Genomic DNA, 26,197 nt, shown 5'->3' on the forward strand with positions numbered 1-26,197 from the left:
TCTATTCATCGACGCGGGGTGGAGCAGCTCGGTAGCTCGCTGGGCTCATAACCCAGAGGTCGCAGGTTCAAATCCTGTCCCCGCTACTGAAGGCCGAGGGCCGGAATCCGATCAGGGTTCCGGCCCTCGGTGCGTTCGGGTGCGTGTTCCGGTGCGGTGAGGGCTTCCGGTGGGACGGCTTCCGGTCGGGTGCGGCGAAGGGCCCGGCACCTCTCGGTGCCGGGCCCTTCGCCGTGTTCCGCGTGCGGGGCGCGTCAGGTGGACGCGCAGTTCGGGCAGAGCCCGCGGTACGTCACCTCGACGTCCGAGACCGTGAAGCCGAAGCGCTCCGAGTCCGGGAGGTCGGCCAGCGGGTTGCCGCTCGGGTGGACGTCGCGGATCGCGCCGCAGCCGGCGCAGACCAGGTGGTGGTGCGGCTGGTGCGCGTTGGGGTCGTACCGCTTGGCGCGCTTGTCGGTGCTGACCTCCAGCACCTCGCCCAGTGTGACCAGCTCGCCCAGCGTGTTGTAGACGGTCGCGCGGGAGATCTCGGGGAGCCTCGTCACCGCTCGGGCGTGCACCTCGTCGGCCGTCAGATGGACGTGTTCGCCGTCCAGGACCTCGGCCACGACGCGCCGCTGCGCGGTCATGCGCCACCCGCGTCCCCGCAGCCGTTCCAGAAGGTCACTCATAGACACCAGCCTAACAGCAGCGAGAACAGATCCCGAACAAGTGTGACTTTGGAGCTCCACTTGACTTAGACATTGTCCATTGTAGGATCGGGACTGGCTTCGGCCAAGCGACAGGTACGACAGAAATTGCCGCAGGAGGCGACGTGACCCAGGGGCCGCTCACCACGGAGGCCGGTGCTCCGGTAGCCGACAACCAGAACAGCGAGACCGCGGGCGTCGGCGGCCCGGTTCTCGTCCAGGACCAGCACCTGCTGGAGAAGCTGGCGCACTTCAACCGCGAGCGCATCCCGGAGCGCGTGGTGCACGCGCGGGGCGCGGGCGCCTACGGCACGTTCACGGTCACCGCCGATGTCACCGCGTACACCCGTGCCGCGTTCCTCTCCGAGGTCGGCAAGGAGACGGAGACCTTCCTCCGCTTCTCCACGGTGGCGGGCAACCTGGGCGCGGCGGACGCGGTGCGCGACCCGCGCGGCTTCGCGCTGAAGTTCTACACCGAGGAGGGCAACTACGACCTCGTCGGCAACAACACCCCGGTGTTCTTCGTCAAGGACGCCATCAAGTTCCCCGACTTCATCCACACCCAGAAGCGCGACCCGTACACGGGCAGCCAGGAGCCGGACAACGTCTGGGACTTCTGGAGCCTGTCCCCGGAGAGCACCCACCAGGTGACCTGGCTCTTCGGTGACCGCGGCATCCCGGCCTCCTACCGCCACATGGACGGCTTCGGCTCGCACACCTACCAGTGGAACAACGAGGCCGGCGAGTCCTTCTGGGTCAAGTACCACTTCAAGACGGACCAGGGCATCAAGACCCTGACCGCCGAGGAGGCGGACGTCCTGGCGGGCAAGGACCCCGACTCGCACCAGCGCGACCTGCGCGAGGCGATCGAGCGCGGCGAGTTCCCGTCCTGGACGGTGTCCGTGCAGATCATGCCGGCGGCCGAGGCGGCGGGGTACCGCTTCAACCCGTTCGACCTGACCAAGGTGTGGCCGCACGCGGACTACCCGCTGATCGAGTTCGGCAAGCTGGAGCTGAACCGCAACCCGGAGAACGTCTTCGCCGAGGTCGAGCAGTCGATCTTCACCCCGGCCAACTTCGTGCCCGGCATCGGTCCGTCCCCGGACAAGATGCTCCAGGGCCGCCTGTTCGCCTACGGTGACGCCCACCGTTACCGCGTCGGCATCAACGCCGGGCACCTGCCGGTGAACCGCCCGCACGCGACCGAGGCCCGCTCCCACGCCCGGGACGGCTTCCTGTACGACGGCCGGCACAAGGGCGCGAAGAACTACGAGCCGAACAGCTTCGGCGGCCCGTTCCAGACGGACCGGCCGCTGTGGCAGCCCGTCGGGGTCACCGGGGCCACCGGCGACCACGCGGCCCCGGCGCACGCCGAGGACAACGACTTCGTCCAGGCGGGCGACCTCTACCGGCTGATGACGGACGAGGAGAAGGACCGGCTGATCGGCAACCTCGCCGGGGCGATCTCCCAGGTCTCGCGCGAGGACATCGTCGAGCGCGCGGTCGGCAACTTCCGTCAGGCCGACGGAGACTTCGGCAAGCGGCTGGAGGCCGCCGTGCGAGCACTGCGCGGCTGACTCCGGCACTGGACCGTTTGCCGGGACGGGCGGGCCGGGTTCCTTCGGGGACCCGGCCCGCCGCCGTATGTCCGGCTCGCCGCCCGTACGCCCGTGTCCGTCGCCGTACGTCCGCGTCCGTCGCGTGGGCTCAGACCGGTACCCGGGCCGGGTACCGCCGCACCGGCGCCCAGCAGCGGATGATGTCGCGGACCGAGACCACACCGGCCGGCTCGCCGCCGTCCAGGACGATGAGATGGCGGAAGCCGCCGCGCGCCATGGCCCCCGCCGCCTCCTCCAGGGTCCAGGCGGGGGCCGCGAAGACCACATCGGTGGTGGTGTGGGCGTGGGCGTGCTCGGCGTCCGGGTTCTGGCCCAGGCCGACGGAGTTGAGGATGTCGCGTTCGGTGAGGATGCCGATGCCGTCGGCGTCGGGGTCGTGCACGACGGCGGCGCCGACACCGCGGGCGGACATCAGGACGGCGGCCTCACGCAGGGTGTGGGCGGGGCCGATGGTGAGGACCACCGTGCTCATGGCGTCACGGACGAGCAGGGGAGGGACGGGCATGGGGCGGAGCCACCTCCTCAAGGAATCCACGCGGAGCACACTCCCGCACGGGAGGCGCGAAGCGCGCGCCTCCCGTGCGGGAACGGCCCGCGTGAGGGGGGATTCACTTGTTCACAAGTGAGGGGGCTCCCAGAGTCGCAGGCCGGACGGGGTACAACAAGAGGGCGTGCGCGGCCGGACGGGGGCGCGCACGGGCGTCCGCCGCGATCCGGCCGCGCCGGTGGTGATTCAGCCGCGCCGGTTGAGATACCCCAGCATCTCGTCGTGCAGCAGGCCGTTGGAGGCCGCCGCGTTGCCGCTGTGCGGTCCCGGACGGCCGTCGAGGCCGGTGAAGGTGCCCCCGGCCTCGGTGACGACGATCGCGTTCGCCGCCATGTCCCACAGCGACAGCTCGGGCTCGGCGCAGATGTCCACCGCGCCCTCGGCGACCAGCATGTACGGCCAGAAGTCGCCGTACGCGCGCGTGCGCCACACCTCGCGGGTCAGGTCGAGGAAGCCGTCCAGCCGCCCCTGCTCCTCCCAGCCGCTGAGCGAGGAGTACGCGAAGGAGGCGTCCGGCAGCGAGGAGACCCGGGAGACCTGGAGGCGGGAGGCCTGCGACAGGCTGCGCCCGGTGAACGCGCCGTGTCCCTTCGCCGCCCACCAGCGACGGCCCAGCGCGGGCGCGGAGACGAGGCCGACGACCGGCTGGTAGCCGCCCTCGCCCGCCTCGGTCAGGGCGATCAGCGTGGCCCAGACGGGCACTCCGCGCACGTAGTTCTTGGTGCCGTCGATCGGGTCGACGACCCAGCGCCGGGGGCCCGTGCCCTCGACGCCGTACTCCTCGCCGAGGACCGCGTCGCGCGGCCGGGCGCGCTGGAGCTGACCGCGGATCAGCTCCTCGGCGGCCTTGTCCGCTTCGCTGACCGGGGTCATGTCGGGCTTCGTCTCGACCTTGAGGTCGAGGGCCTTGAAGCGGTCCATCGTGGCGGCGTCCGCCGCGTCCGCGAGGACGTGGGCCAGGCGCAGATCGTCGAGATAGTCGGGCATGCGGGGAACGGTATCCGGCCGAGGTGACGCAATGCCACAGGGGAAGCTGAACGCGGGGTGTCCGCCGGATGCCGTCGCGGAGTCTTGACAGTGCCCTCTTGCGCGCCAAACCTGTGGTCCCAGAGCCGTCGTACGGGACCTGCACGCGTCCCCGGGAGGCGATGATGCCGGCAGCGCGGGAATCCTTGCTGGACGCCGCGCGTACGGCGCTGGCCCGGCGGCCGTGGTCCGCGGTGCGGATGGTGGACGTGGCCGCCGCGGCGGGCGTGTCGCGGCAGACGCTCTACAACGAGTTCGGCGGCAAGGACGGTCTGGCGCGGGCCCTGGTCAGGAGCGAGGCGGACGGCTATCTCGCCGGTGTGGAACGCGCTTTGGCGGGTGCCGGTGATCCGGTGCGGCGCCTGACGGCCGTGGCCGAGTGGACCGCGTCGGCCGCCCACGGCAACGCGGTGGTGCGGGCCATGCTGACCGGGTGCTGGGACGAACGGCTGCCCGTGCCGAGGCCGTCGGCGGCCGCACCCTTCGGTGCCGTCCCGGCCCGGCGCGGGGCACTGCCCTCGCCCGCCGATCTGCTCACGACCGTCCGCGACCGGGCCGTGGCCGCGCTGTCCGGCCCGCAGGACCGGGACAGGCCGGGACGAGCGGATGTGCCGGGCGGACGGGACGCGCGGGGCGGAGCGGACGTGCCGTGCGCGCCGGGCGTGTCGCGTACCCCCGCCGCGGACGGTGCCGAACTCGCGGACGTCTGCGAACTGGTGTTCAGGCTGGCGCTGTCCTGTGTGGCCGCGCCGCCGGAAGAGGCCGACGTCGCCGCGCTGGTGCGCGGAGCGTTGCGCCGCCGCCCTCTGTGACGGCGACCCTCTGTGACACCGGCCCCGGCGACGACACCGCCCCCCGCGACGACACCGGTCCCCCGCGCCCGCGCGGCGGCTCAGTGCGAGGAACCGGAGAGCTGGAGTCCGATCACGCCGAAGATGACCAGGCTGATCGAGACGATCTTCAGCGTCGACACCAGGTCGCCGAGGAAGATCATCCCGTAGATCGCGGTGCCCGCCGCGCCGATGCCGGTCCACACCGCGTAGGCGGGACCTACGTCCAGCTTGCGCAGCGACAGGGTGAGCAGACCGAAGCTGCCGAGGGCGAAGCAGGCGAAGGCGATGGTGGGCCACAGCCGGGTGAAGCCGTGCGAGAGTTTCAGACAGACGGCGAAGCCGGTCTCGAGCAGTCCCGCGACGATGACCAGCAGCCACGCCATGTGCTGTCCTCCCGTGTGTGCGCGTTCCGTGGCCGCTCCGGCTCGGTGCGATTATGCACTTACCTGCCCGCGGGGCTGCCAAACAACGCGGGCGCCCTGGCCCGGTTCAGTCGCCCTCGGTCCGCTCCCGGGTGGCCAGCAGCCGGCGCAGCGAGTACAGCCGGGCCGGATCGGCGTGGCCGTCCGCCACCCAGGCGTCCAGCGCGCAGTCCGGCTCGTCGTGGCTGCACGCGCGCGGGCAGCCCTCGGTGCCCGGCTCCAGGTCGGGGAAGGCGAGGATGACCCGGGACGGGTCGATGTGGGCGAGCCCGAAGGACCGTACGCCCGGGGTGTCGACGACCCAGCCCGCGTCGCCCGCCAGCGGCAGCGCCAGCGCCGAGGTGGTGGTGTGCCGGCCCCGGCCGGTCACCGCGTTCACATGTCCCGTGGTGCGCCGTCGCTCCTCGGGGACCAGCGCGTTGACGAGCGTGGTCTTGCCGACGCCGGAGTGCCCGACGAACGCCGTGACCCGGCCGCCCAGATGCGCGCGCACCCGGTCCGCCGCACCGCCGCTCTCCAGTTCCTCACGGCTGGTGACGACATGGGGGATGTCCAGCGCCCCGTACAGCTCCAGGAGCTTGTCCGGCGGCGCCAGGTCCGACTTGGTCATCACCAGCAGCGGGGTCAGACCCGCGTCGTACGCCGCCACCAGGCAGCGGTCGATCAGCCGCGGGCGCGGCTCGGGGTCGGCCAGCGCGGTGACGATGGCCAGCTGGTCGGCGTTGGCGACGACCACGCGCTCGTAGGGATCGTCGTCGTCGGCCGTGCGGCGCAGGACGGAGGAGCGCTCCTCGATGCGGACGATGCGGGCGAGGGTGTCCTTCTGGCCGGTCAGATCGCCGACCAGGGCCACCTGGTCGCCCACGACCGCGGCCTTGCGGCCCAGCTCGCGGGCCTTCATCGCGACGACCGTGCGCCCGTCGACCAGGCAGGTCAGCCGCCCCCGGTCGACGGTGAGCACCATGCCCTCGGCGGCGTCCTCGTGCTTGGGGCGGATGTGGGTGCGCGGCCGGTTGCCCTTGCGGTTGGGCCGGGAGCGGATGTCGTCCTCGTCGGTGTGCTTGCCGTAGCGGCGCATGACGTGTTCCTTGCGCCCTACGACCCGAGCATCCCGGTCCACAGCTCGGGGAAGTCCGGGAGGGTCTTCGCCGTCGTCGCCACGTTCTCGATCTGCACGCCCTCGACCGCCAGGCCGATGATCGCACCGGCCGTCGCCATGCGGTGGTCCTCGTAGGTGTGGAAGACCCCGCCGTGCAGCCGCCGCGGGCGGATGTGCAGTCCGTCGGCGGTCTCGGTCACATCGCCGCCGAGTTCGTTGATCTCCTTGGTGAGCGCGGCCAGCCGGTCCGTCTCGTGCAGCCGCAGATGCGCCACGCCCCGCAGCGTCGAGGGGGAGTCGGCGAGCGCGGCGACCGCCGCGATGCCGGGGGTCAGCTCGCCGACCTCGCCCAGGTCCACGTCGATGCCGTGCACCGCACCCGAACCGGTGAACACCAGCCCCTGGTCGGACAGTTCGCAGGAGCCGCCCATCTCGGTGAAGATCTCCCGCAGCCGGTCACCGGGCTGGGTCGTGCGCTGCGGCCAGTCGGGGACGACGACCTTGCCGCCGGTCACCAGCGCCGCCGCCAGGAACGGCTGCGCGTTCGACAGGTCCGGCTCGACGGTCAGGTCCCGGCCGAGCAGCGCGCCCGGGGTGACCCGCCACACGTTCGGCTCGCCGCCCGACTCCGGGGTGTCCACCTGGGCGCCGACCGCGCGCAGCATGTCCACCGTCATCCGGATGTGCGGCATCGACGGCAGCGTCGCCCCGGTGTGGCGGACCTCGACACCCTGGTTGAAACGCGGTCCGGACAGCAGCAGGGCGCTGACGAACTGGGAGGACGAGGAGGCGTCGATCTCCACCGGGCCGCCGTCCAGGGCCCCGCCGCCGTGCACGGTCAGCGGCAGCGCGCCGCGGCCGTCGTCGTCGATCCGGGCGCCGAGGGCGCGCAGCGCGTCGATCACGCCGTGCAGCGGACGCTCGTAGGAGCGCGGGTCGCCGTCGAAGCGGATGGGGCCGTCGGCGAGCGCGGCGACCGGCGGCAGGAAGCGCATCACGGTGCCGGCGTTGCCCACGTCGACCGTGGCGGGGCCGTGCAGTCCGGCGGGGATCACCCGCCACGCCTCGCCGGAGCCGCCCGCACCCGAGGTGCTGGACGACACCGTCTCCTCGATGCCGACGCCCATCTCCCGCAGCGCGCCGGCCATCAGCAGGGTGTCCCGGGAGCGCAGCGGGCGGCGCAGCCAGCCCGGTTCGGAGGCCAGGGCGGCCAGGACCAGGGCGCGGTTGGTGACCGACTTGGACCCGGGCACGTGGACCGTCGCGTCGACGGCTCCGCTCGCGTGCGGGGCGGGCCAGAGGGCGGTGTGGGCGGGGTTCGGGGCCATGCGCCCACTCTATAAGGAGGGCGTCGCCCCGGCCCTCCCCACGGCGCTGCGGACGATCACATCCCGAGCAGCCAGCGGCCCCCGCCCATCAGCGAGCACAGCGACACCGCGTGGAAGAGGAACAGCCACAGGGCCGCGGGGACGTGCGTCAGCCGGGACAGCTGGTCCGCGTCCGAGTCGCCGGCGCCCCCGCGTGAGCGCTTGACCTGGAGTTCGAAGGCGGGGCGCACCCCGCCCAGCAGCAGGAACCAGACCACGGCGTACGCGAACGCGGCCTGCACCTGCGGTCCCGCCAGCCAGGACACCAGCAGGAACGTGCCGCCGGTGAGGACGACGGTCAGCACCCCGTAGGCGTTGCGGATCATCACCAGCATCGCCACCAGCAGTGCCGTGGCCGCCCACAGCAGCAGCGTGACGTGCCCGGCGGCCAGCAGGGCGGCGCCGCCGAGCCCCAGCAGCGGGGGAGCGGTGTAGCCGGACGCGGCCGTGAGGATCATGCCGAGGCCGTACGGCTTGCCGCGGCTGACGGTGAGGCCGCTGGTGTCGGAGTGCAGCCGGATCCCGGTCAGCGTGCGGCCGGTGAGCAGGGCGACCAGACCGTGGCCGCCCTCGTGGGCGATGGTGATGGCGTTGCGGGATATCCGCCACAGGGTGTGCGGGACCACCACCGCGAGGGCGGCGGCAGCGGTGGCGAGCACCACCCACAGGTCCGGGTCGGGCTGGGTGCCGACGAGCCGGTCCCAGAGGCCGGGCAGCGCGACGGCGGCGAGGCTGTCCATTCCTGAGGGGCTCCCTGTCGTCGTTCGGAGTCTGGCAGTGTGGCACGTATGTGCGGACGGTATGCAGCGAGCCGGGGTCCCGGGGACCTTGTCCAGGTCTTCGGGATCGAGAAGTGGGAGGGGCCCGAGGAGATCCTGGCGGCCGACTACAACGTGGCCCCCACCAAGGAGGTCCCCGTCGTCCTCGACCGTCCTCTGAAGGACGCCGGGGACGGGCGTCCGGTTCGGCAGCTGCGCAAGCTGAGGTGGGGACTGGTGCCGTCCTGGGCGAAGAGCCCCGAGGGCGCCGCCCGGATGATCAACGCCCGCGCGGAGACCGTGCACGAGAAGCCGTCCTACCGCCGCGCCTTCGCCGCCCGGCGCTGCATCGTGCCCGCCGACGGCTACTACGAGTGGGTCACCGGCGCCGAGGAGCGCGATCTGGAGGTCGAGGGCAGGCGCAAACGCCCGCGCAAGCAGCCGTACTTCGTCACCCCGGCGGACGGCTCGGTGTTCGCGATGGCGGGTCTGTACGAGTTCTGGCGGGACCGCACGCTGCCCGACGACCACCCGCAGGCGTGGTGGGTGACCTGCTCGGTGATCACCACCGAGGCCGAGACGGCGCCGCTGGCGGCGGGCCCGGCCGAGGGACCGCGGTCGCTGGCCGACATCCATCCGCGGATGCCGCTGATGCTCACCCCTGACCGCTGGGACGCCTGGCTGGACCCGGCCCGCACGGACCCCGCCGACCTGCGCGCGCTGCTGGCGCCGCCGCCCGAGGGCCTGATGCGCGCCTACCCGGTGTCCACCGCGGTGAGCAACGTCCGCAACAACGGGCCCGAGCTGCTGAAGGAGCTGGAGGCCCCGGAGGAGGGCACCCTCTTCTGACCGTGCCGGGGACGCGCGGGCAAGCCGCCTTCCGACCGTGCCGGAGATGCGCGGGCGGGCCGCCCGGCCGCCCTTCTGACATCCTCTCCGGGGTGAGCCCTGACACCTCCGAGACCGTCGAGACGGACGCGGGCACCGCCCGCGTCACCTGGCACCGGGCCGCACGGCCGCGTCTCGTCCTCGCCGTGAGCCACGGCGCGGGCGGCGGCATCGAGGCCCGCGACCTGAAGGCCCTGGCCGCCGCGCTCCCCGGGCACGGGGTGAGCGTGGCCCTGGTGGAGCAGCCCTGGCGGGTGGCGGGCAAGAAGGTGGCGCCCGCGCCGAAGACCCTGGACACCGGCTGGTGCGGCGTCTGGCCCGCGCTCACCGCCCCGGGCCTGCCCGTCGTCGCGGGCGGGCGCAGCGCGGGTGCGCGCGTGGCCTGCCGTACGGCGGCCCTGCTGGGCGCGCACGCGGTGCTCGCCCTCGGCTTCCCGCTGCACCCGCCGGGCCGTCCGGAGAAGTCCCGGGCCGGTGAACTGCTCGGCGCCGGGGTCCCCACCCTCGTGGTCCAGGGCGGCAACGACCCCTTCGGGAAGCCCGGGGAGTTCCCCGAGGGCCCCTACGAGCTGATCACCGTCCCGTACGGCGACCACGGCTTCGCGGTGCCGAAACGGTCGGGGACCACCGAGGAACAGGCGCTGGCCGTCCTCACCGACGGTGTCGTGCGGTGGTGCGGCTCACTCGGGTGACGGCCCGGGAATGCGGGCCCGGTGCGCACTGTTGAGGCGGACAGAAGTGCTGATGTCCCGGCGCCGACGCCACACGAGAGGAAGTCCGCCGCATGGGTTCCACCATCTGCCCGGCCGTCACCCGCCGCGACCTTGCGGACGGGCTGCGACCGGCGGTGTCCGACACCGGACGCGCAGGCCGCACGGGCCGAGCCGACCTCGACTGGTCGGTGCTGCACGCGGCCAAGACCGCCCCTATTCGGGCGGCGGGCGGACCGGATCGTCGTCTATCCTCCGAAACGAGTGGGGCCGCCTTCGGTCTCGCGACGTCGCTTGAGGAGGTGGGTCCGGTTCCCGGTACCGACGCAGGGACCGACAACGGCCAGGCGGAGCTGCCCGAGGGCCGGGGCGCGCGTGCGGACGCGGCCGCGGAGTCGACCGCCCAGCGCAGCGCGCGCTTCGAGCGGGACGCCCTGGAGTTCCTGGACCAGATGTACTCGGCGGCGCTGCGCATGACGCGCAACCCGGCCGACGCCGAGGACCTGGTGCAGGAGACCTACGCGAAGGCGTACGCGTCCTTCCACCAGTTCCGCGAGGGCACCAACCTCAAGGCGTGGCTGTACCGGATCCTGACCAACACCTTCATCAACTCCTACCGCAAGAAGCAGCGCGAGCCCCAGCGCAGCGCCGCGGAGGAGATCGAGGACTGGCAGCTCGCCCGCGCCGAGTCGCACATGTCGACGGGGCTGCGCTCCGCGGAGTCGCAGGCGCTCGACCACCTGCCCGACTCGGACGTGAAGGAAGCGCTCCAGGCGATCCCCGAGGAATTCCGCATCGCCGTCTATCTCGCGGACGTCGAGGGCTTTGCGTACAAGGAGATCGCGGACATCATGGGGACACCCATCGGTACGGTGATGTCCCGGCTGCACCGGGGCCGTCGTCAACTGCGCGGCATGCTCGAGGACTACGCCCGCGAGCGCGGACTGGTCCCGGCCGGCGCCGGAGAGTCGAACGAAGCGAAAGGCTCGGGCTCATGAGCTGCGGAGAGCCGCACGAAACGGACTGCAGTGAGGTACTCGACCACCTGTACGAGTTCCTCGACAGCGAGATGCCGGACGTCGACCGCGACAAGTTCCGGCAGCACTTCGACGAGTGCTCACCGTGCCTGGAGAAGTACGGCCTGGAGCAGGCCGTGAAGAAGCTGGTCAAGCGGTGCTGCGGCCATGACGACGTGCCCGCGGACCTGCGCGCCAAGGTGATGGGCCGGCTCGACCTGATCCGCTCGGGACAGCCCGTCTCCGACCGTCCCGTCATCGCCGACCGCGATGTGGCCACGGCACCGGTGACCCCCCGGGAGTCCTGAACCCCGGCGTTCCCCTCGGCCCCGGCTTCACCCGTACGTGCTAATCCGCGGGTTATCGGCCCGCGGACCCCCCTCCCGCCGCCCTAGGCTCGGCCCACTGGCCGGGGACTGGCACGACCGGGGAGGGGCGTCATGGAGGCGGTTCCGCCGCTGGCCCGCGCGTACGCCGCCTGTGCCGCCCTGGCCGCCCTGGCCTGTCTGCTGCCGCTGCCGGGCCTGTCCGTGCCCTGGTGGGCCGTGCTCGCGCTCGCCGCGGTCGCGGCGGCCTGCGACGGGCTCGTGCGGCGGCACGGCGCCGGGCCGTTCTACCCCGTCCTGCTGGCCGCGGCCTTCCTGTTGCCGCCGCCCGCCGCCGCGCTCGTCCCGCTGCCCGGCGCCCTGCTCGTCCGGGCCGGAGTGCGGCCCGAGGCGCTGCGCCGGATCTGGCGGGCCGCCCAGCTCGCCCTCGCCGGGTGGGCCGCCGCCCGCGTGCACGGGGACCTGGGCGGCCGGGACGCCGTCGTCGGCCGTGACTTCCCCTACGCCCTGCTGCCCGCCGCCGCGGCCGTGACGGCGTTCTGCCTGGTGCTGACCGTGCTCGACGGCGGGATCCGGCGGCTCGCGGCGGGATCCCCGCCCGGCGGGCGCCCGCGCGGCGCCGCGGCCCGGCACGCCCGGTGCGGCCGGTTCGTCCGCTCGCTCGCGCCGATCGCCGTGCACGGGCTCGGCGGACTGATGATGGCCGTCCTGTGGCGCAGCCGGTACGGGCCGGTGGCCGCCCTCCTCGTCCTGCTGCCCATGTGCGTCTCCTGGTGGGTGTACGCCCAGTACCACCGCGAGCGCGCCGCACACCGGGCGACCGTCCGGGCCCTGGTGCAGGCCGTCGACCTCAAGGACGGGTACACGCGCGGCCACAGCGAGCGGGTCGGCCGCGCCTCCGTGCTGATCGCCCGGGAACTGGGCCTGGACGACGAACGCGTCGAGACGCTGCGCTTCGCCGGGATCCTGCACGACGTCGGCAAACTCGGCGTCCCCACCCGGCTGCTGCGCAAGGACGGTCCGCTCACCCCCGAGGAGCGGCGCGTGATCGAACTGCACCCCGAGTACGGGCACGAGATGGTGCGCGGCATCTCCTTCCTCGGCGAGGCCAGGTCCGCGATCCTGCACCACCACGAACGCCTCGACGGCAGCGGCTACCCCTACGGCCTGTGCGGCGCCCAGATCCCCGAGTGCGCCCGGGTGGTCGCCGTCGCCGACGCCTTCGACGCGATGACGTCCACCCGCTCCTACCGGCGGGCCCGGCCGGTCGGCGCCGCCCTGGGCGAGCTGGAGCGCTGCGCCGGGACGCAGTTCGACCCGCGGATGGTCGCCGCCCTGGTGCGGGCCCTGGACCGGTACGGCTGGCACCCGGCGGTCACCGCCGACGAGAACACCCCGAACACCCCGAAGAATCCGAACACCCCGAACACCCCGAACACCCCGAACACCCCGACGAACCCGGCCCCCGTGCCTGAGTCGCCCGGCCCGCCCCGATGACCCCGCTGCGCGCCGCCGCCCTCCTCGTGGCCGCGCTCTGCCTGGCGGTCACCCTGTGGACCGGTCTGGAGGAGCGCGGCGCCGCCCTCGCCTTCGGCGTGCTGATCCTGGCCGGGGAACTCACCCGCCGGCCCGGGAGCGAACTGCGCGAGTCCGCGCCGCTCGGGGCCGCCGGGGCGCTGTCGTACGCGCTGCTGGGCGAGGTCGCCGGGCACCACAGCAGGCACGGCACCTGCCAGGTCGTGGCCGTGGTGCTGGCCGCCACGCTGCTCGGCGGCGTCCCGCACATCGCCCGCGGCCGGGGCGGCACCCTCGACCACCTCACCCGCCGCGTCCTGACCGTCGCCTTCGCCGCCGTCTGCTTCCAACCCCTGTACGACGAGGGCGCCTTCCGGTCGCTGAGCGGCCCCGCGTACGCGCTGCTGCTGGTCGCCCTGCTGGTGCTCACCTCGCTGTGCGGCGCGGTGCTCGCCGCGGCGTCCGCGCACCGCCGCACCCGCTGGCCGTTCGGCCCGCTGCTGCGCGAGGAGCTGCGCGGCCTGCTCGGGATCGGCTCGGCGGTGTGCGCCACGGGCGCGGTGATGGCCCTGGGGGTGGCGGTGGCCGGGCTGTGGGCGCTGCCCGTCTTCTGTGTGCCGCTGCTGCTCACCCAGCTGTCCCTGCGCCGGTACGCGGCCGTGCGCGCCGTCTACCGGCAGACCATCGCCTCGCTGGCCCGCGCCACCGAGGTCGCCGGGTACACCCCGCACGGACACGCCCGGCGGGTGGCCGCGCTGTGCCGGGCCGTGGGCCGGGACATGGGCCTGGCGGAACCCGAGCTGACCGTGCTGGAGCATGCCGCGCTCATGCACGACATCGGCCAGCTCAGCCTGGTCGACCCGGTGCCCGCGGGTGCCACGGCGGACCTGCCGGCCGACCGGCGGCGGCGGATCGCGCTGCTCGGCGGTGCCGTGGTCCGGCAGGCCGGGGTGGACCGGGAGGTCGCGGTGGTGGTGGAGCGGCAGGCCGACCCGTGCGCCGAGCAGCCGCGGGCCGCGCGGATCGTGCGGGCCGTCAACGCCTACGACGAGAAGGCGCGGGCAGGCGGACCCCACGGCCCGCTGCGGGCGCTGGAGGAACTGCGGCTGGCCACCGCGGACACCTACGCGGCCGAGGTGGTGGAATCCCTGGCCCGGGTGCTGGCCCGGGACGGTCTGACTCCTCCCGCAGCGGGGTAACCCATGGGTAATGAGCGCCCCTCAAGCCGTACGTGGTTGGATGCGAAGGAAAGGGTGTCCGGGGGCAGAGCCAGCCCATACGACGGAACTGGCAGGCGGGAATCGTGAGGATCTTCGGCAAGGGACGGCACCGGCCCTCCGCCTCCTGGCGGCAGGCCACCGACCGCGCGTTCACCCTGATCGGCGACGGCCGGTACGAGGACGCGGGCGCGCTGCTGACGCGCGCCGCCGATCTGGAGCCCTGGCTGTCGGAGTCCTGGTTCAACCTCGCCCTGCTGCACAAGTTCCGGCACGACTGGGAGCAGGCGCGGGCCGCGGGCCTGCGGGCGGTGGCCCTGCTGGAGCGGGAGAGCGGGGCGCCCGACTGGTGGAACGTGGGGATCGCCGCCACCGCGCTCCAGGACTGGCCGCTGGCCCGGCGCTCCTGGCAGGCGTACGGCCTGAAGGTGCCCGGCGGCGCGGCCGCCGCGGGCGAGCCGGTCGGCATGGAGCTGGGCAGCGCCGCGGTGCGGCTGTCGCCGGAGGGCGAGGCCGAGGTGGTCTGGGGGCGCCGGCTCGACCCGGCCAGGATCGAGGTGCTGTCCATCCCGCTGCCCTCCTCCGGGCGGCGCTGGGGCGAGGTCGTGCTGCACGACGGGGTGCCGCACGGCGAGCGGACCACCGCGGCCGGGCACAGCTTCCCCGTCTTCGACGAGATCGAGCTGTGGGCGCCCTCGCCGGTGCCCACCTGGGTGGTGCTGCTGGAGGCCGCCACCGAGGCCGACCGGGACGCCTTGGAACAGCTCGCCGCCGACGCGGGCTTCGCCGCCGAGGACTGGTCCTCCTCCGTACGGCTGCTCTGCCGTACCTGCTCGGAGTCGCGGATGCCCTCCGACGAGGGCGACGGCGAGCACCTGGACCCGCACGACCACAGCGAGCCGGGGCACCCGGGACCGCTGGGCCACCGCACCGACGGACAGCTGTGGGTGCCGGAGCGCGAGTGCGGGGTGGCGGCCCCGGCCTCGCTGGTGCGCGGGCTGCTGGACGGCTGGGTCGCGGACAGCCCCGACTCCCGTGACTGGCGCGATCTCGAAGAGGTCTGCTGAACCACGGGCGCGTCCCGCTCCCCGTAGGCTGTACGGGCAGAACTTCTCAGGCTTGCAGGAAGGCGTACGTCGGTCATGGCGCAGCAGGACACCGATCAGCAGCACGCGGGCGTGCTCCCCGTCGACGACGAGGGCTATGTCGTGGACACGGAGGACTGCGAGCCGCGCGAGGCGGCCTGGCGCGAGCGGGGCACCTCGCGGCCGATCACGGTCGTCGGCAATCCGGTGCTGCACAAGGAGTGCGCGGACGTCACCGACTTCGGCGACGAGCTCCAGCAACTGGTCGCGGACATGTTCGCCAGCCAGCGCACCGCCGAGGGCGTGGGCCTGGCCGCCAACCAGATCGGCGTCGGCAAGAAGGTCTTCGTCTACGACTGCCCGGACGACGAGGGTGTCCGGCACGTCGGCGTGCTGTGCAACCCGAAGCCCGTCGAGCTGCCCGCGGACCGGCGCCGGCTGGACGACAGCAACGAGGGCTGCCTGTCCGTGCCGACCGCCTACGCGCCGCTGGCCCGCCCCGACTACGCCGAGGTGACCGGCCAGGACGAGCGGGGCAACCAGGTCAAGGTGCGCGGCACCGGCTACTTCGCACGCTGTTTGCAGCACGAGACCGACCACCTCTACGGCTACCTCTACATCGACCGGCTCTCCAAGCGGGAGCGCAAGGACGCGCTGCGGCAGATGGCCGAGAACGAGCCGCGCTACCCCGTCGTCGCCAACGACTGAGCGCACTCCCGGCACCCGGGGCCCCAGCGCCCCGTACGGCACACGGCGCCCGACCGTCCTACCGGTCGGGCGCCGTCCCTGTGTCCGCACCCGGTCACTCGCGCATTCGATCCTTTGTGCGCATCTGTTGAATCAGAATCAGTCACACAAGGGGATATTCGCGGCATCCCAGATGGTGAGTGAAGCAAATCCGTTCCCAGAACGGTCAGTTGTGGTGCTGAATGGGAGAGCGGGGATGCGCGACGGCGTGCGCCGGGCACAGCGGAAGGGGCGGACGCCACCGGCGGCTGAGAGGGGTTGTTCGTGCCGGCTTTCCCATACAGCACCACATCGACATCCACATCCATACCCACGGCGACGGTGGCGGCGGTACCGCCGTCGCTCGCCCTCCCGGTGATCGAGGCCGCGTTTCCCAGGCAGTTGCACGCCTATTGGCCCGCACTCCAGGAGAAGACCCGGGGCTGGCTGCTGGAAAAGCGGCTCATGCCCGCGGACAAGGTGGAGCAGCACGCCGACGGCCTGCGCTACACCGACCTCATGGCGGGGTACTACCTCGGCGCCCCGGACGCGGTGCTCCAGGCCATCGCGGACTACAGCGCCTGGTTCTTCCTCTGGGACGACCGCCACGACCGGGACATCGTCCACGGGCGGCCGGGCGCCTGGCGCAGGCTGCGCCGCGCGCTGCACACGGCGCTGGACGCCCCCCGGGACCATCTGCGCCACCCGGACGCGCTGGTGGCGGGGTTCGCGGACAGCGTGCTGCGGCTGTACGCGTTCCTGCCGGACACCTGGAACGCCCGCTTCGCCCGGCACTTCCACGCGGTGATCGACGCCTACGACCGGGAGTTCCACAACCGCGCCCACGGCGTCGTCCCCACGGTCGAGGAGTACCTCGCGCTGCGCCGCCTCACCTTCGCCCACTGGATCTGGACGGATCTGCTGGAACCGAGCGCGGGGACCGAACTCCCCGATTCCGTCCGCAGACATCCCGCATACCGGCGTCCGGCCCTGCTGAGCCAGGAATTCGCCGCCTGGTACAACGATCTGTGTTCACTGCCCAAGGAGATCGCGGGTGACGAGGTGCACAACCTCGGGATAAGTCTTGTCAAACACGAGGGACTGAGTCTTGAGGAAGCCATAGCGGAAATCCGCCGCCGGGTGGAGGAATGCATTGATGAATTCCTCGTCGCGGAGCAGGAGGGATTACGGTTCGCCGACGGCCTCGCGGACGGAACGGTGCAGGGAAAGGAATGGGCTTCCGCCGTCAGGGCCTGCCTCGGAAATATGCGCAACTGGTTCAGTTCCGTCTACTGGTTCCACCACGAGTCCGGCCGTTACATGGTCGACAGCTGGGACGACCGGTCCACGCCCCCGTACGTCAACAATGAAGCGGCAGGTGAGAAATGACCGTCGAGTCGGTGAAGCCCGAGGACGGGTCGCAGACAGGTACACAGGCGGGTCAGGGCCCGCGGGCAGGCCGGCTGCCGGGCCGGCCGCCGCTGGCCGGCGGCGCCGTGCCGCTCCTCGGCCACGGGCTGCGGCTGGCCCGCGACCCGCTGGCCTTCCTGGGCGGGCTGCGCGACCACGGCGAGGTGGTCCGGCTCAGACTCGGCCCCAAGACGGTGTACGCCGTCACCGCGCCCGACCTCACCGGCGCGCTGGCCCTCAGCCCCGACTACATCATCGCCGGGCCGCTGTGGGAGTCGCTGGAGAGCCTGCTCGGCAAGGAGGGCGTGGCCACCGCCAACGGGCCGCTGCACCGGCGCCAGCGCCGCACCATCCAGCCCGCCTTCCGGCTCGACGTGCTCCCCGAGTACGGGCCGATCATGACCGAGGAGGCGCACGCCCTCGTCGAGCGGTGGCGCTCGGGGCAGGTGCTCGACGTGACCGCGGAGTCCTTCCGGGTCGCCGTGCGCGTCGCCGCCCGGTGCCTGATGCGCGGCAGCTACATGGACGCCCGCGCCGAGCGCATCTGCACGGCCCTGGCCACCCTGTTCAGCGGCATGTACCAGCGCATGGTGGTGCCGCTGGGCCCCCTCTACAAGGTGCCGGTCAGGTCCAACCGCGAATTCAACCGCGCATTGGCCGATTTGCATCTCCTGGTCGACGAGATCGTCGCGGACCGGAGGGCAAGCGGTCAAAAACCGGACGATTTGCTGACGGCTTTGCTGGAGGCGAAGGACGAGAATGGCGAGCCTATTGGGGAGCAGGAGATCCATGATCAGGTGATCGCGATACTCACCCCGGGCAGCGAAACCGTCGGCTCCATGATCATGTCGCTGCTTCTCGTTCTCACCGAGCGCCCGGATCTCGGCGACAAGATCCGCGACGAGGTCAAAACCGTGGTGGGCGACCGCCCTGTCGCATTCGAGGACGTCCGAGAACTGCGGTACACGGCGAATGTCGTCACGGAGACACTGCGCCTCTATCCGGCCGTCTGGATTCTGACCCGCCGCACGGTCGCCGACACCGAACTGGGCGGCTACCGCATTCCGGCCGGCGCGGACGTCATCTACAGCCCCTACGCCATCCAGCGCGACCACCGCTCCTACGGGCGGCACGAGGACTTCGACCCGGACCGCTGGCTCCCGGAGCGCTCCAAGGAGGTCCCCAAGTACGCGATGAGCCCGTTCAGCGTGGGCAACCGCAAGTGCCCGAGCGACCACTTCTCGATGGCCGAACTCACCCTGCTCACCGCCGCGATCGCCACCGCCTACCGCTTCGAGCAGGCGCCCGGCTCCGACCCCAGGCCGCGCATCGGGATCACCCTGCGCCCGCGCCGCCTGCTGCTGCGGGCGCTGCCCCGCTGACCTCCGCCGCCGACCGGCGAGCGCGCGTTCAGGCGGCCTGCGGGCCCCTGAACGCGCGCCGGTAGGCGTTCGGCGTGGTGCCCAGCGCGCGGACGAACTGGTGGCGCAGGGCCGCCGCCGTACCGAACCCGGTGCGGTCGGCGATCGCGTCCATCGTCTCGTCCGTGCCCTCCAGCAGGCGCTGCGCCAGCAGCACCCGCTGGCGCAGGATCCAGCGGTACGGGGTGGTGCCCGTCTCCTGCTGGAAGCGGCGGGCGAAGGTGCGCGGCGACATGTGGGCGCGGACGGCGAGCTGCTCGACGGTGACCTCCTCGTCGAGGTGCCGCTCCATCCAGACCAGTACCTCGCCCACGGTGTCGCAGCGCGATCTGGGCAGCGGCCGCTCGATGTACTGCGCCTGGCCGCCGTCCCGGTGCGGCGGCACCACCATCCGCCGGGCGATCTTGTTGGCGACCTCGGGACCCTGCTCCTTGCGCACGATGTGCAGACAGGCGTCGATACCGGCCGCCGTGCCGGCCGAGGTGATCACCGGGTCCGCGTCGACGTAGAGCACGTCCGCCTCGACCGTGGCGTGCGGGTACTGCCGGACCAGCTCGGCCGCGTGGTGCCAGTGCACCGCGCAGCGCCGCCCCTCCAGCAGCCCGGCGGCGCCCAGCACGAACACGCCGGAGCACACGCTGAGCACCCGCGCGCCGCGGTCCACGGCCCGTCTGAGGGCGGCCAGCAGCTCGGGCGGGTAGACCCGGGTGGCGAAGTCGTTCCCGGCGGGCACGGCGATCAGATCGGCCTCGTCGAGCCGGTCCAGCCCGTACGGCGTGGTGATGCCCAGGCCGCCGACATGGGTGCCCAGCGAGGGCCCCTCGGCGGAGACCACCGCGAAGTCGTACCGGGGCAGCCCGTCGTCGCTGCGGTCGATGCCGAAGACCTCGCAGACCACACCCAGCTCGAAGGGGTGCACGCCGTCCAGCAGGACGGCGGCCACGTTCTGCAACATGCCACCAGTGTGCCGCACCGATGGCAGGAATTTGAAGGTCTACGGCAGTCCTGCCACTCACGGTCAGGAGCGTCCGGCGCGACAGTGGTGTCCATGAACGCAGACCAGACAGAAGCCCTGATCGGAATGCTCTTCACCTTCGGACTCCTGGTCCTGATGGTGCTGCCCTCGGTGCTCGGCATCCTGCGCGACCGGCGCATCGACCGCAGCATCAGGGAGGCACAGCAGGCCCACCGGGACCAGGAGTCCGCGACGCGTGAGCGGGAGGCTCAGAAGTCCTCGTCCAGGTCGACGGTGCCCTCCACCGCGACCTGGTACGCGGACGGACGCCGCTCGAAGAAGTTGGTCAGCTCCTGAACACCCTGGAGCTCCATGAAGGAGAAGGGGTTCTCGGAGCCGTAGACCGGAGCGAAGCCCAGGCGGGTCAGCCGCTGGTCGGCCACGCACTCCAGGTACTGCCGCATCGACTCGGTGTTCATCCCCGGGAGGCCGTCACCGCACAGGTCGCGCGCGAACTGCAACTCGGCCTCGACGGCCTCCCGCAGCATGTCGGTGACCTGCTGCTCCAGCTGGTCGTCGAAGAGGTCAGGCTCCTCCTTGCGGACGGTGTCCACCACGTCGAACGCGAACGACATGTGCATCGTCTCGTCCCGGAACACCCAGTTGGTGCCCGTGGCGAGACCGTGCAGCAGGCCGCGGCTGCGGAACCAGTAGACGTAGGCGAAGGCGCCGTAGAAGAACAGGCCCTCGATGCACGCGGCGAAGCAGATCAGGTTGAGCAGGAAGCGCCGGCGGTCCGCCTTGCTCTCCAGCTGGTCCAGCTTCTCGACCGAGTCCATCCACTTGAAGCAGAACTCCGCCTTCTCGCGGATGGAGGGGATGTTCTCCACCGCCGCGAAGGCCGCCGCCCGGTCCTCCGGGTCGGGCAGATAGGTGTCCAGCAGCGTCAGATAGAACTGGACGTGCACGGCCTCCTCGAACAGCTGGCGCGACAGGTACAGGCGCGCCTCCGGGGAGTTGATGTGCTTGTAGAGCGTGAGCACCAGGTTGTTGGCGACGATCGAGTCACCGGTGGCGAAGAACGCCACCAGGCGGCCGATCAGGTGCTGCTCGCTCGGGGTGAGCTTGGCGAGGTCGGCGACGTCCGAGTGGAGGTCGACCTCCTCCACGTGCCAGGTGTTCTTGATGGCGTCCCGGTAGCGGTCGTAGAAGTCCGGGTACCGCATGGGACGCAGGGTCAGTTCGAAGCCCGGGTCGAGCAGGTTCTTGTTACGGGTGGTGCTGGTCATTACTGGCAGGCCTCGCAGGACTCGGGGTTCTCAAGGGAGCAGGCGACCGCGTCGGGGTCGGCCACCTGCTGGGCGGGGACGGCGGCGCGGGTCTGCGCCTGGGCGGCGCGGGCGATCCGGGTCGCCGGACGGGAGCGCAGGTAGTAGGTGGTCTTCAGCCCCTGCTTCCAGGCGTAGGCGTACATCGAGGAGAGCTTGCCGATGGTCGGCGTCTCCAGGAACAGGTTCAGCGACTGCGCCTGGTCGAGGAACGGGGTGCGGGCCGCGGCCATGTCGATCAGAGAGCGCTGCCCGATCTCCCACGCCGTGCGGTACAGCCGCCGTACGTCCTCCGGGATCCACGCGAAGTCCTGCACCGAGCCGTTGGACTCGCGCAGCGCCTCGCGGGTGCGGGCGTCCCAGACGCCGAGCGTCTTGAGGTCGCGCACCAGGTAGGAGTTGACCTGGAGGAACTCACCCGAGAGCGTCTCGCGCTTGAACAGGTTGGAGACCTGCGGCTCGATGCACTCGTAGACGCCCGCGATGGAGGCGATGGTGGCGGTCGGCGCGATGGCCAGCAGCAGCGAGTTGCGCATGCCGACGGCGGCGATCCGCTCGCGCAGGGCCGCCCAGCGCTCGGGCCAGGTCAGCTCCACGTCGTAGTGGTCGGGGTGCAGCACGCCCCGGGCGGCGCGGGTCTTCTCCCAGGCGGGCAGGGGGCCACTGCGCTCGGCGAGGTCGGTGGACGCCTCGTAGGCGGCCAGCATGATCCGCTCGGCGATGCGGGTCGACAGGGCCTTCGCCTCGGGGGACTCGAAGGGCAGGCGCAGCTTGAAGAAGACGTCCTGGAGGCCCATCGCGCCCAGGCCGACCGGCCGCCAGCGGGAGTTGGAGCGGCCCGCCTGCTCGGTCGGGTAGAAGTTGATGTCGACGACCCGGTCGAGGAAGGTGACGGCGGTACGGACCGTCTCGTCCAGCCGCTCCCAGTCCAGGTCACCCGTCTCGGGGTCGGCGAAGGCGCCGAGGTTGACGGAGCCGAGGTTGCAGACCGCGGTCTCCCCGTCGTCGGTGACCTCCAGGATCTCCGTGCACAGGTTCGAGGAGTGGATGACGTGGCCCGGCTCCGCCGTCTGGTTGGCGGTGCGGTTGGCGGCGTCCTTGAAGGTCATCCAGCCGTTGCCGGTCTGCGCCAGGGTGCGCATCATCCGGCCGTACAGCTCGCGGGCGGGCAGCGTCTTCTGCGCGAGCCCGGCCTCCTCCGCCCTGCGGTAGGCCGCGTCGAACTCGTCGCCCCACAGGTCCACCAGCTCCGGCACGTCCGCCGGGGAGAACAGCGACCACTGCGCGTCGGCGTTGACCCGGCGCATGAACTCGTCCGGTACCCAGTGCGCCAGGTTGAGGTTGTGGGTGCGGCGCGCGTCCTCACCGGTGTTGTCGCGCAGCTCCAGGAACTCCTCGATGTCGGAGTGCCAGGTCTCCAGGTAGACGGCCGCCGCGCCCTTGCGCCGCCCGCCCTGGTTCACCGCGGCCACCGAGGCGTCGAGGGTCTTCAGGAACGGCACGATGCCGTTGGAGTGCCCGTTGGTGCCGCGGATCAGCGAACCGCGCGAGCGGATGCGGGAGTAGGCGAGGCCGATGCCGCCCGCGTGCTTGGAGAGCCGGGCGACCTGGTGGTAGCGGTCGTAGATGCTGTCCAGCTCGTCCTTGGGGGAGTCGAGCAGGTAGCAGGAGGACATCTGCGGGTGGCGGGTGCCGGAGTTGAAGAGCGTGGGGGAGGAGGGGAGGTAGTCCAGGCGGCTCATCAGCCCGTAGAGCGCGGCGACCTCGTCGACGGCCCGGGGGCTGTCGTCCTCGGCGAGACCGGCGGCCACCCGCAGCATGAAGTGCTGGGGCGTCTCGATCACCTTGCGGGTGATCGGGTGCCGCAGCAGATAGCGGCTGTGCACGGTGCGCAGGCCGAAGTAGCCGAAGCGGTCGTCGGCGGCCGGGTCGGCCAGCGCGTCCAGGCGGGCCGCGTGCAGCCGGGTGAACGCGGCGGTCCGGTCGGCGATCAGTCCCTCCCGGTGGCCCACGGCGACGGACTCGGTGAAGGAGGTGACGCCCTGGGAGGCGGCCTCGGCCCGGATGGAGAGCGTCAGCAGACGGGCGGCGAGCCGGGAGTAGGCGGGGTCCTCGGAGATGAGCCCGGCCGCGGCCTCGGTGGCCAGCTCCCGCAGCTCCGCCTCGTCCGCGCGGGCCGAGCGGCCGCGCAGCGCGGCGGCGGCGACCCGGCCGGGGTCGGCGTCGGGGAGGTCGGCGGTCAGCTCGGTCAGGGTCCGCAGCAGCGCGGCACCGGGACCGTCGTTCTCCAGGCGGCCCTCGGCTGAGACCGGATCGGCGGGCGCGATGGTCACGTGTGGCTCTCCCTCGCTCGGCACGGAGCCTCGCCGAGGGCAGGGAGCGGCACACGCGCGCGCACGGCGCCGCGTCCACCGGCCCATTCCGCGAGGCCCGGACGTCCAACACCCGGACCGGACGGCCGGGCGCACTGTCGGCAGGTCCTCGGACTGACGCTCGTATGCGGCCATAAGGGCATGTGCGTACGAGTACACCGTTGCGGGACAGTTCCGGATTCGCACCGGATTCCCCTGCGACGACAGCGAGGATGAGCATACATCTTGTGCCGGGTGTGGAAGCCACCCCCATATGTTGTGTCGCGCCGACTGCGGAGGGTGTCAGAGGGTCAACGCGTAGGTGAGCAGCCGGATGTCGTCCAGGTGGGGCAAGGGGTTCCAGTCGCGCCGCGGGGTGCGGACGAAGCCCAGGCGCTCGTAGAGGCGGTGCGCGCTGTGCATGGTGCGCTGGGTGGACAGCACCAGGCGGACACAGCCCGCGGTGGCCCGCGCCCGGTCCGCGCAGGCCCGCACCAGGGCCTCGCCCGCGCCCCGGCCGCGCGCCGCGCGGTCGACCGCGAGCATGCGCATCTCGGCCTCGCCGGAGCCCGCGATGTCCGCCATGGGCCCGCCGGACGGCACGAAGGCGACCCCGCCGAGCACCTCGTCCCGCGCCACGGCCACCAGCACCTCGCAGGCCGCCGCCCGCCCGGCGACGTCCCGCAGCACGGCCAGGTACGGGTCATCGGCGCCGAAGTCCAGCAGACCGTCCCGGAGGTACGCCTCGGCGGTGATCTCGCCCAGGGCGGCGTACTCGCCGGGCAGCGCCGGTCTGATCACGAGGTCCATGGCCCCGAGTGTGCCGCACGGACACGGACACGCAGACGGAGATGGGCACGGAGAGGGACACGGACACGGAGACGGGCCGCCGGATTCTCCCGGCGGCCCGTCGGCCCGGTCGAGGGCGTCGGCCTCCTCGAAGGGGGGCGTCCGCTCAGTGGGCGCTGCCCGCGGTGGCGGGCGGCAGCTCGGCGGAGACACCGGCGTCCCCGGCGTCGGCCGTGTAGTCCTCGGGACGGGTCTCGTCGACGCCGTCGGGGGCCTTCAGGGCCTTGAGGACGAAGGTCAGGACCACGGCGACGACCACGTTCAGCACGAACGCCGTCATGCCGATGTAGCCGATCTCGCCGATGCCCGGGATCTCCTTGGCCGAGCCGCCGAAGTGCTTCTGCGTCGGCGAGGCGACCCCGTAGGCCGCGACCGTGCCGTAGACCATGCCGACCGCCCAGCCGGCCAGCAGCGCCCAGCGGTGGAACCAGCGGGTGAACAGGCCGCCGACCAGGGCCGGGAAGGTCTGTAGGATCCAGATCCCGCCGAGCAGCTGGAAGTTGATGGCCACGGTCTTGTCCATGGTCAGCACGAAGACCAGCGCGCCCACCTTCACCAGCAGCGAGACCAGCTTGGAGACCCGGGTCTCCTCCTTGGGCGTCGCGTCCGGCTTGATGAAGTCCTTGTAGATGTTGCGGGTGAACAGGTTCGCGGCCGCGATCGACATGATGGCCGCCGGTACCAGCGCGCCGATGCCGATGGCCGCGAAGGCGATGCCCGTGAACCAGTCCGGGAACATGTCCTCGAACAGCTGCGGGATGGCCAGCTGGCCGTTCTGCACCTTCACGCCCGCCGCGATCGCCATGAAGCCGAGCAGCGCCAGCAGACCCAGCATCAGCGAGTACAGCGGCAGGATCGTGGTGTTGCGGCGGATCACCTCGCGGCTGCGCGAGGACAGCGTGGCGGTGATCGAGTGCGGATACATGAATAGCGCCAGCGCGGAGCCCAGCGCCAGGGTGGCGTACGTCCACTGACCGCCCGAGGCCGGTGCCAGCCCGCCCGCCCCCGCCTTGCTGTACTTCTCGGAGGCCGCCGCGAAGATGTCGTCGAACCCGCCCAGCTTGATCGGGATGTAGATGATCGCGACCGCGATGACGATGTAGATGAGTGCGTCCTTCACGAACGCGATCAGCGCGGGCGCGCGCAGCCCCGAGGAGTAGGTGTACGCCGCCAGCACGCCGAAGGCGATCAGCAGCGGCAGGTCCTTCACGAACCAGTTGGTGTTCTCGCCGCCGCCCACGCCCATCACGTCCAGCACCGCCTGGATGCCGACGAGCTGGAGCGCGATGTACGGCATGGTGGCGAGGATGCCGGTGAGCGCCACCGCCAGCGACAGGCCCTTGGAGCCGAACCGGCCGCGCACGAAGTCGGACGTCGTCACGTACCCGTGCTTGTGCGAGACCGACCAGAGCCGGGGCAGGAAGGTGAAGATCAGCGGGTAGACCAGGATCGTGTACGGCACCGCGAAGAACCCGGCGGCACCGGTCGCGTAGATCGCCGCGGGCACCGCCACGAACGTGTAGGCGGTGTACAGGTCGCCGCCGAGCAGGAACCAGGTGATCCAGGTGCCGAAGGACCGGCCGCCCAGGCCCCACTCGTCCAGGCTGTGCTCGTTGTCCGCCCGCCTCCAGCGCGCGGCCAGGAAGCCCATGACGGTGACGAGCAGGAAGAAGAAGATGAAGACGCCGAGCGCGACGCCGTTGACGCCGTCCTTCACCGGGCCGCACCGCCCTTCGCGGACGCGGAGTCACCGGTGCGGCGCCCGCGCTGGTCGTACTGCCAGAGCCGGTAGGCGATCACCGTGAGGACCGTGGAGATGATCACCCACAGCATCTGGTACCAGTAGAAGAACGGGATGCCGATGAACGTCGGGTCGGTCTTCGCGTACGAACCGACCCACAGCATCGCCACGAACGGCGCGACGAGGCAGAGGCCGATGACCACCCGCAGGGGTGTCACCACCCCTTTGCCCACTCCTGGCCCATCTGACATGTGCGGCTCCGTTCCTGTGCTGGTCACCGGTGCGATGCGCAGGCAATC

26 protein-coding genes, 1 tRNA gene and 1 riboswitch are annotated in these 26,197 nt (G+C 72.0%); of the genes, 14 read left to right on the forward strand and 13 right to left on the reverse strand.

Going from position 1 to position 26,197, the window contains the following annotated elements:
- Positions 1-12: 12 nt before the first annotated feature.
- Positions 13-86 (forward strand) — tRNA-Met (locus tag B086_RS0136125).
- Positions 87-254: 168 nt separating this feature from the next.
- Here B086_RS0136125 and B086_RS0136130 read toward each other — a convergent pair.
- On the reverse strand, positions 255-671 hold the full coding sequence (locus B086_RS0136130; RefSeq protein ID WP_026253137.1) for a Fur family transcriptional regulator: 417 nt from the start codon (positions 669-671) through the stop codon (positions 255-257).
- A 143-nt stretch (positions 672-814) separates the two neighbouring features.
- On the opposite strand from B086_RS0136130, the gene B086_RS0136135 reads away from it, so the two are divergent.
- Complete coding sequence (locus B086_RS0136135; protein WP_018571321.1) at positions 815-2,266, forward strand: catalase; 1,452 nt, start codon at positions 815-817, stop codon at positions 2,264-2,266.
- Between the two features lie 130 nt (positions 2,267-2,396).
- Here the strand turns inward: B086_RS0136135 and B086_RS0136140 are convergent, their stop codons facing one another.
- Together B086_RS0136140 and hisN are read right to left on the reverse strand one after the other, a co-directional pair.
- Positions 2,397-2,798: a cyclic nucleotide-binding/CBS domain-containing protein gene (locus B086_RS0136140; RefSeq protein WP_026253138.1), complete on the reverse strand. Its 402-nt coding sequence runs from the start codon at positions 2,796-2,798 to the stop codon at positions 2,397-2,399.
- A 243-nt stretch (positions 2,799-3,041) separates the two neighbouring features.
- A complete protein-coding gene (hisN, locus tag B086_RS0136145) occupies positions 3,042-3,842 on the reverse strand; it encodes a histidinol-phosphatase (RefSeq protein WP_018571323.1) in 801 nt (266 codons plus the stop codon).
- A gap of 161 nt (positions 3,843-4,003) precedes the next feature.
- Between hisN and B086_RS0136150 the strand changes: the two genes are divergently transcribed.
- On the forward strand, positions 4,004-4,693 hold the full coding sequence (locus tag B086_RS0136150; protein WP_018571324.1) for a TetR/AcrR family transcriptional regulator: 690 nt from the start codon (positions 4,004-4,006) through the stop codon (positions 4,691-4,693).
- Between the two features lie 80 nt (positions 4,694-4,773).
- Here B086_RS0136150 and B086_RS0136155 read toward each other — a convergent pair whose 3' ends face one another.
- The 4 genes from B086_RS0136155 to B086_RS0136170 form a co-directional block, all read right to left on the reverse strand.
- Complete coding sequence (locus tag B086_RS0136155; RefSeq protein WP_018571325.1) at positions 4,774-5,097, reverse strand: DMT family transporter; 324 nt, start codon at positions 5,095-5,097, stop codon at positions 4,774-4,776.
- A gap of 106 nt (positions 5,098-5,203) precedes the next feature.
- Positions 5,204-6,214 (reverse strand): ribosome small subunit-dependent GTPase A, encoded by a 1,011-nt coding sequence (gene rsgA / locus B086_RS0136160; protein WP_018571326.1) that lies wholly within the window; start codon positions 6,212-6,214, stop codon positions 5,204-5,206.
- A 17-nt stretch (positions 6,215-6,231) separates the two neighbouring features.
- Positions 6,232-7,563 carry a 3-phosphoshikimate 1-carboxyvinyltransferase gene (aroA, locus tag B086_RS0136165; RefSeq protein ID WP_018571327.1) on the reverse strand — a complete coding sequence of 444 codons (1,332 nt, stop codon included), beginning with the start codon at positions 7,561-7,563 and terminating at the stop codon, positions 6,232-6,234.
- A 56-nt stretch (positions 7,564-7,619) separates the two neighbouring features.
- Complete coding sequence (locus B086_RS0136170; protein WP_018571328.1) at positions 7,620-8,342, reverse strand: M50 family metallopeptidase; 723 nt, start codon at positions 8,340-8,342, stop codon at positions 7,620-7,622.
- Positions 8,343-8,390: 48 nt separating this feature from the next.
- On the opposite strand from B086_RS0136170, the gene B086_RS0136175 reads away from it, so the two are divergent.
- The 10 genes from B086_RS0136175 (at position 8,391) to B086_RS0136220 (ending at position 18,635) form a co-directional block, all read left to right on the forward strand.
- On the forward strand, positions 8,391-9,209 hold the full coding sequence (locus tag B086_RS0136175) for an SOS response-associated peptidase (RefSeq protein ID WP_018571329.1): 819 nt from the start codon (positions 8,391-8,393) through the stop codon (positions 9,207-9,209).
- A 92-nt stretch (positions 9,210-9,301) separates the two neighbouring features.
- Positions 9,302-9,940 (forward strand): alpha/beta family hydrolase, encoded by a 639-nt coding sequence (locus tag B086_RS0136180; RefSeq protein WP_018571330.1) that lies wholly within the window; start codon positions 9,302-9,304, stop codon positions 9,938-9,940.
- Positions 9,941-10,260: 320 nt separating this feature from the next.
- The gene (gene sigR, locus B086_RS0136185) at positions 10,261-10,956 is read left to right on the forward strand and encodes an RNA polymerase sigma factor SigR (RefSeq protein ID WP_018571331.1); all 696 of its coding nucleotides are present in this window, start codon (positions 10,261-10,263) and stop codon (positions 10,954-10,956) included.
- Entirely contained in the window at positions 10,953-11,282 is a 330-nt protein-coding gene (rsrA, locus tag B086_RS0136190) for a mycothiol system anti-sigma-R factor (protein WP_018571332.1), read from the forward strand. The genes sigR and rsrA overlap by 4 nt, the downstream gene beginning before the upstream one ends.
- 132 nt (positions 11,283-11,414) lie before the next feature.
- Positions 11,415-12,797: an HD-GYP domain-containing protein gene (locus B086_RS41605; protein ID WP_018571333.1), complete on the forward strand. Its 1,383-nt coding sequence runs from the start codon at positions 11,415-11,417 to the stop codon at positions 12,795-12,797.
- The gene (locus B086_RS0136200) at positions 12,794-14,014 is read left to right on the forward strand and encodes an HD-GYP domain-containing protein (RefSeq protein WP_018571334.1); all 1,221 of its coding nucleotides are present in this window, start codon (positions 12,794-12,796) and stop codon (positions 14,012-14,014) included. The genes B086_RS41605 and B086_RS0136200 overlap by 4 nt, the downstream gene beginning before the upstream one ends.
- Positions 14,015-14,118: 104 nt before the next feature.
- On the forward strand, positions 14,119-15,099 hold the full coding sequence (locus B086_RS0136205) for a tetratricopeptide repeat protein (RefSeq protein WP_018571335.1): 981 nt from the start codon (positions 14,119-14,121) through the stop codon (positions 15,097-15,099).
- A 75-nt stretch (positions 15,100-15,174) separates the two neighbouring features.
- On the forward strand, positions 15,175-15,825 hold the full coding sequence (def, locus tag B086_RS0136210) for a peptide deformylase (protein ID WP_018571336.1): 651 nt from the start codon (positions 15,175-15,177) through the stop codon (positions 15,823-15,825).
- Positions 15,826-16,128: 303 nt separating this feature from the next.
- On the forward strand, positions 16,129-17,232 hold the full coding sequence (cyc1, locus tag B086_RS0136215; protein ID WP_037874580.1) for an epi-isozizaene synthase: 1,104 nt from the start codon (positions 16,129-16,131) through the stop codon (positions 17,230-17,232).
- Positions 17,229-18,635, forward strand: coding sequence for a cytochrome P450 (locus tag B086_RS0136220; RefSeq protein WP_018571338.1), 1,407 nt, complete (start codon positions 17,229-17,231; stop codon positions 18,633-18,635). Before cyc1 ends, B086_RS0136220 begins: the two co-directional genes overlap by 4 nt.
- A gap of 28 nt (positions 18,636-18,663) precedes the next feature.
- On the opposite strand, the gene B086_RS46030 is transcribed toward B086_RS0136220, so the two are convergent.
- On the reverse strand, positions 18,664-19,629 hold the full coding sequence (locus tag B086_RS46030) for a GlxA family transcriptional regulator (RefSeq protein WP_018571339.1): 966 nt from the start codon (positions 19,627-19,629) through the stop codon (positions 18,664-18,666).
- A gap of 93 nt (positions 19,630-19,722) precedes the next feature.
- Between B086_RS46030 and B086_RS0136230 the strand changes: the two genes are divergently transcribed.
- Positions 19,723-19,986, forward strand: coding sequence for a hypothetical protein (locus tag B086_RS0136230; RefSeq protein WP_199790809.1), 264 nt, complete (start codon positions 19,723-19,725; stop codon positions 19,984-19,986).
- Here the strand turns inward: B086_RS0136230 and B086_RS0136235 are convergent.
- From B086_RS0136235 to B086_RS0136255, 5 genes are all read right to left on the reverse strand, one after another.
- Positions 19,899-20,918, reverse strand: a complete 1,020-nt coding sequence (locus B086_RS0136235) for a ribonucleotide-diphosphate reductase subunit beta (protein WP_018571340.1) — start codon at positions 20,916-20,918, stop codon at positions 19,899-19,901. The two genes, B086_RS0136230 and B086_RS0136235, sit on opposite strands and share 88 nt — an antisense overlap.
- Entirely contained in the window at positions 20,918-23,290 is a 2,373-nt protein-coding gene (locus B086_RS0136240; protein ID WP_018571341.1) for a ribonucleoside-diphosphate reductase subunit alpha, read from the reverse strand. Before B086_RS0136240 ends, B086_RS0136235 begins: the two co-directional genes overlap by 1 nt.
- Before the next feature lie 143 nt (positions 23,291-23,433).
- Positions 23,434-23,524, reverse strand: a riboswitch (cobalamin riboswitch).
- Positions 23,525-23,611: 87 nt separating this feature from the next.
- Positions 23,612-24,118, reverse strand: coding sequence for a GNAT family N-acetyltransferase (locus B086_RS0136245; RefSeq protein WP_018571342.1), 507 nt, complete (start codon positions 24,116-24,118; stop codon positions 23,612-23,614).
- Positions 24,119-24,263: 145 nt separating this feature from the next.
- Positions 24,264-25,874: a monocarboxylate uptake permease MctP gene (mctP, locus tag B086_RS0136250; RefSeq protein ID WP_018571343.1), complete on the reverse strand. Its 1,611-nt coding sequence runs from the start codon at positions 25,872-25,874 to the stop codon at positions 24,264-24,266.
- Positions 25,871-26,149, reverse strand: coding sequence for a DUF3311 domain-containing protein (locus B086_RS0136255; protein ID WP_026253141.1), 279 nt, complete (start codon positions 26,147-26,149; stop codon positions 25,871-25,873). Before B086_RS0136255 ends, mctP begins: the two co-directional genes overlap by 4 nt.
- Positions 26,150-26,197 lie beyond the last annotated feature (48 nt).

The organism is Streptomyces sp. PsTaAH-124, from assembly GCF_000373685.1.
Taxonomy (GTDB): Bacteria; Actinomycetota; Actinomycetes; order Streptomycetales; family Streptomycetaceae; genus Streptomyces; species Streptomyces andamanensis.

Coding starts and splice junctions, on each gene's coding strand:
- hisN (WP_018571323.1), bottom strand. CDS start 3,842: ATGCCCGACTATCTCGACGATCTGCGCCTGGCCCACGTCCTCGCGGAC.
- B086_RS46030 (WP_018571339.1), bottom strand. CDS start 19,629: ATGTTGCAGAACGTGGCCGCCGTCCTGCTGGACGGCGTGCACCCCTTC.
- B086_RS0136150 (WP_018571324.1), top strand. CDS start 4,004: ATGATGCCGGCAGCGCGGGAATCCTTGCTGGACGCCGCGCGTACGGCG.
- B086_RS0136175 (WP_018571329.1), top strand. CDS start 8,391: ATGTGCGGACGGTATGCAGCGAGCCGGGGTCCCGGGGACCTTGTCCAG.
- rsrA (WP_018571332.1), top strand. CDS start 10,953: ATGAGCTGCGGAGAGCCGCACGAAACGGACTGCAGTGAGGTACTCGAC.
- B086_RS0136245 (WP_018571342.1), bottom strand. CDS start 24,118: ATGGACCTCGTGATCAGACCGGCGCTGCCCGGCGAGTACGCCGCCCTG.
- B086_RS41605 (WP_018571333.1), top strand. CDS start 11,415: ATGGAGGCGGTTCCGCCGCTGGCCCGCGCGTACGCCGCCTGTGCCGCC.
- B086_RS0136255 (WP_026253141.1), bottom strand. CDS start 26,149: ATGTCAGATGGGCCAGGAGTGGGCAAAGGGGTGGTGACACCCCTGCGG.
- B086_RS0136220 (WP_018571338.1), top strand. CDS start 17,229: ATGACCGTCGAGTCGGTGAAGCCCGAGGACGGGTCGCAGACAGGTACA.
- B086_RS0136130 (WP_026253137.1), bottom strand. CDS start 671: ATGAGTGACCTTCTGGAACGGCTGCGGGGACGCGGGTGGCGCATGACC.
- B086_RS0136235 (WP_018571340.1), bottom strand. CDS start 20,918: ATGACCAGCACCACCCGTAACAAGAACCTGCTCGACCCGGGCTTCGAA.
- rsgA (WP_018571326.1), bottom strand. CDS start 6,214: ATGCGCCGCTACGGCAAGCACACCGACGAGGACGACATCCGCTCCCGG.
- def (WP_018571336.1), top strand. CDS start 15,175: ATGGCGCAGCAGGACACCGATCAGCAGCACGCGGGCGTGCTCCCCGTC.
- B086_RS0136155 (WP_018571325.1), bottom strand. CDS start 5,097: ATGGCGTGGCTGCTGGTCATCGTCGCGGGACTGCTCGAGACCGGCTTC.
- aroA (WP_018571327.1), bottom strand. CDS start 7,563: ATGGCCCCGAACCCCGCCCACACCGCCCTCTGGCCCGCCCCGCACGCG.
- B086_RS0136200 (WP_018571334.1), top strand. CDS start 12,794: ATGACCCCGCTGCGCGCCGCCGCCCTCCTCGTGGCCGCGCTCTGCCTG.
- B086_RS0136170 (WP_018571328.1), bottom strand. CDS start 8,342: ATGGACAGCCTCGCCGCCGTCGCGCTGCCCGGCCTCTGGGACCGGCTC.
- B086_RS0136230 (WP_199790809.1), top strand. CDS start 19,723: ATGAACGCAGACCAGACAGAAGCCCTGATCGGAATGCTCTTCACCTTC.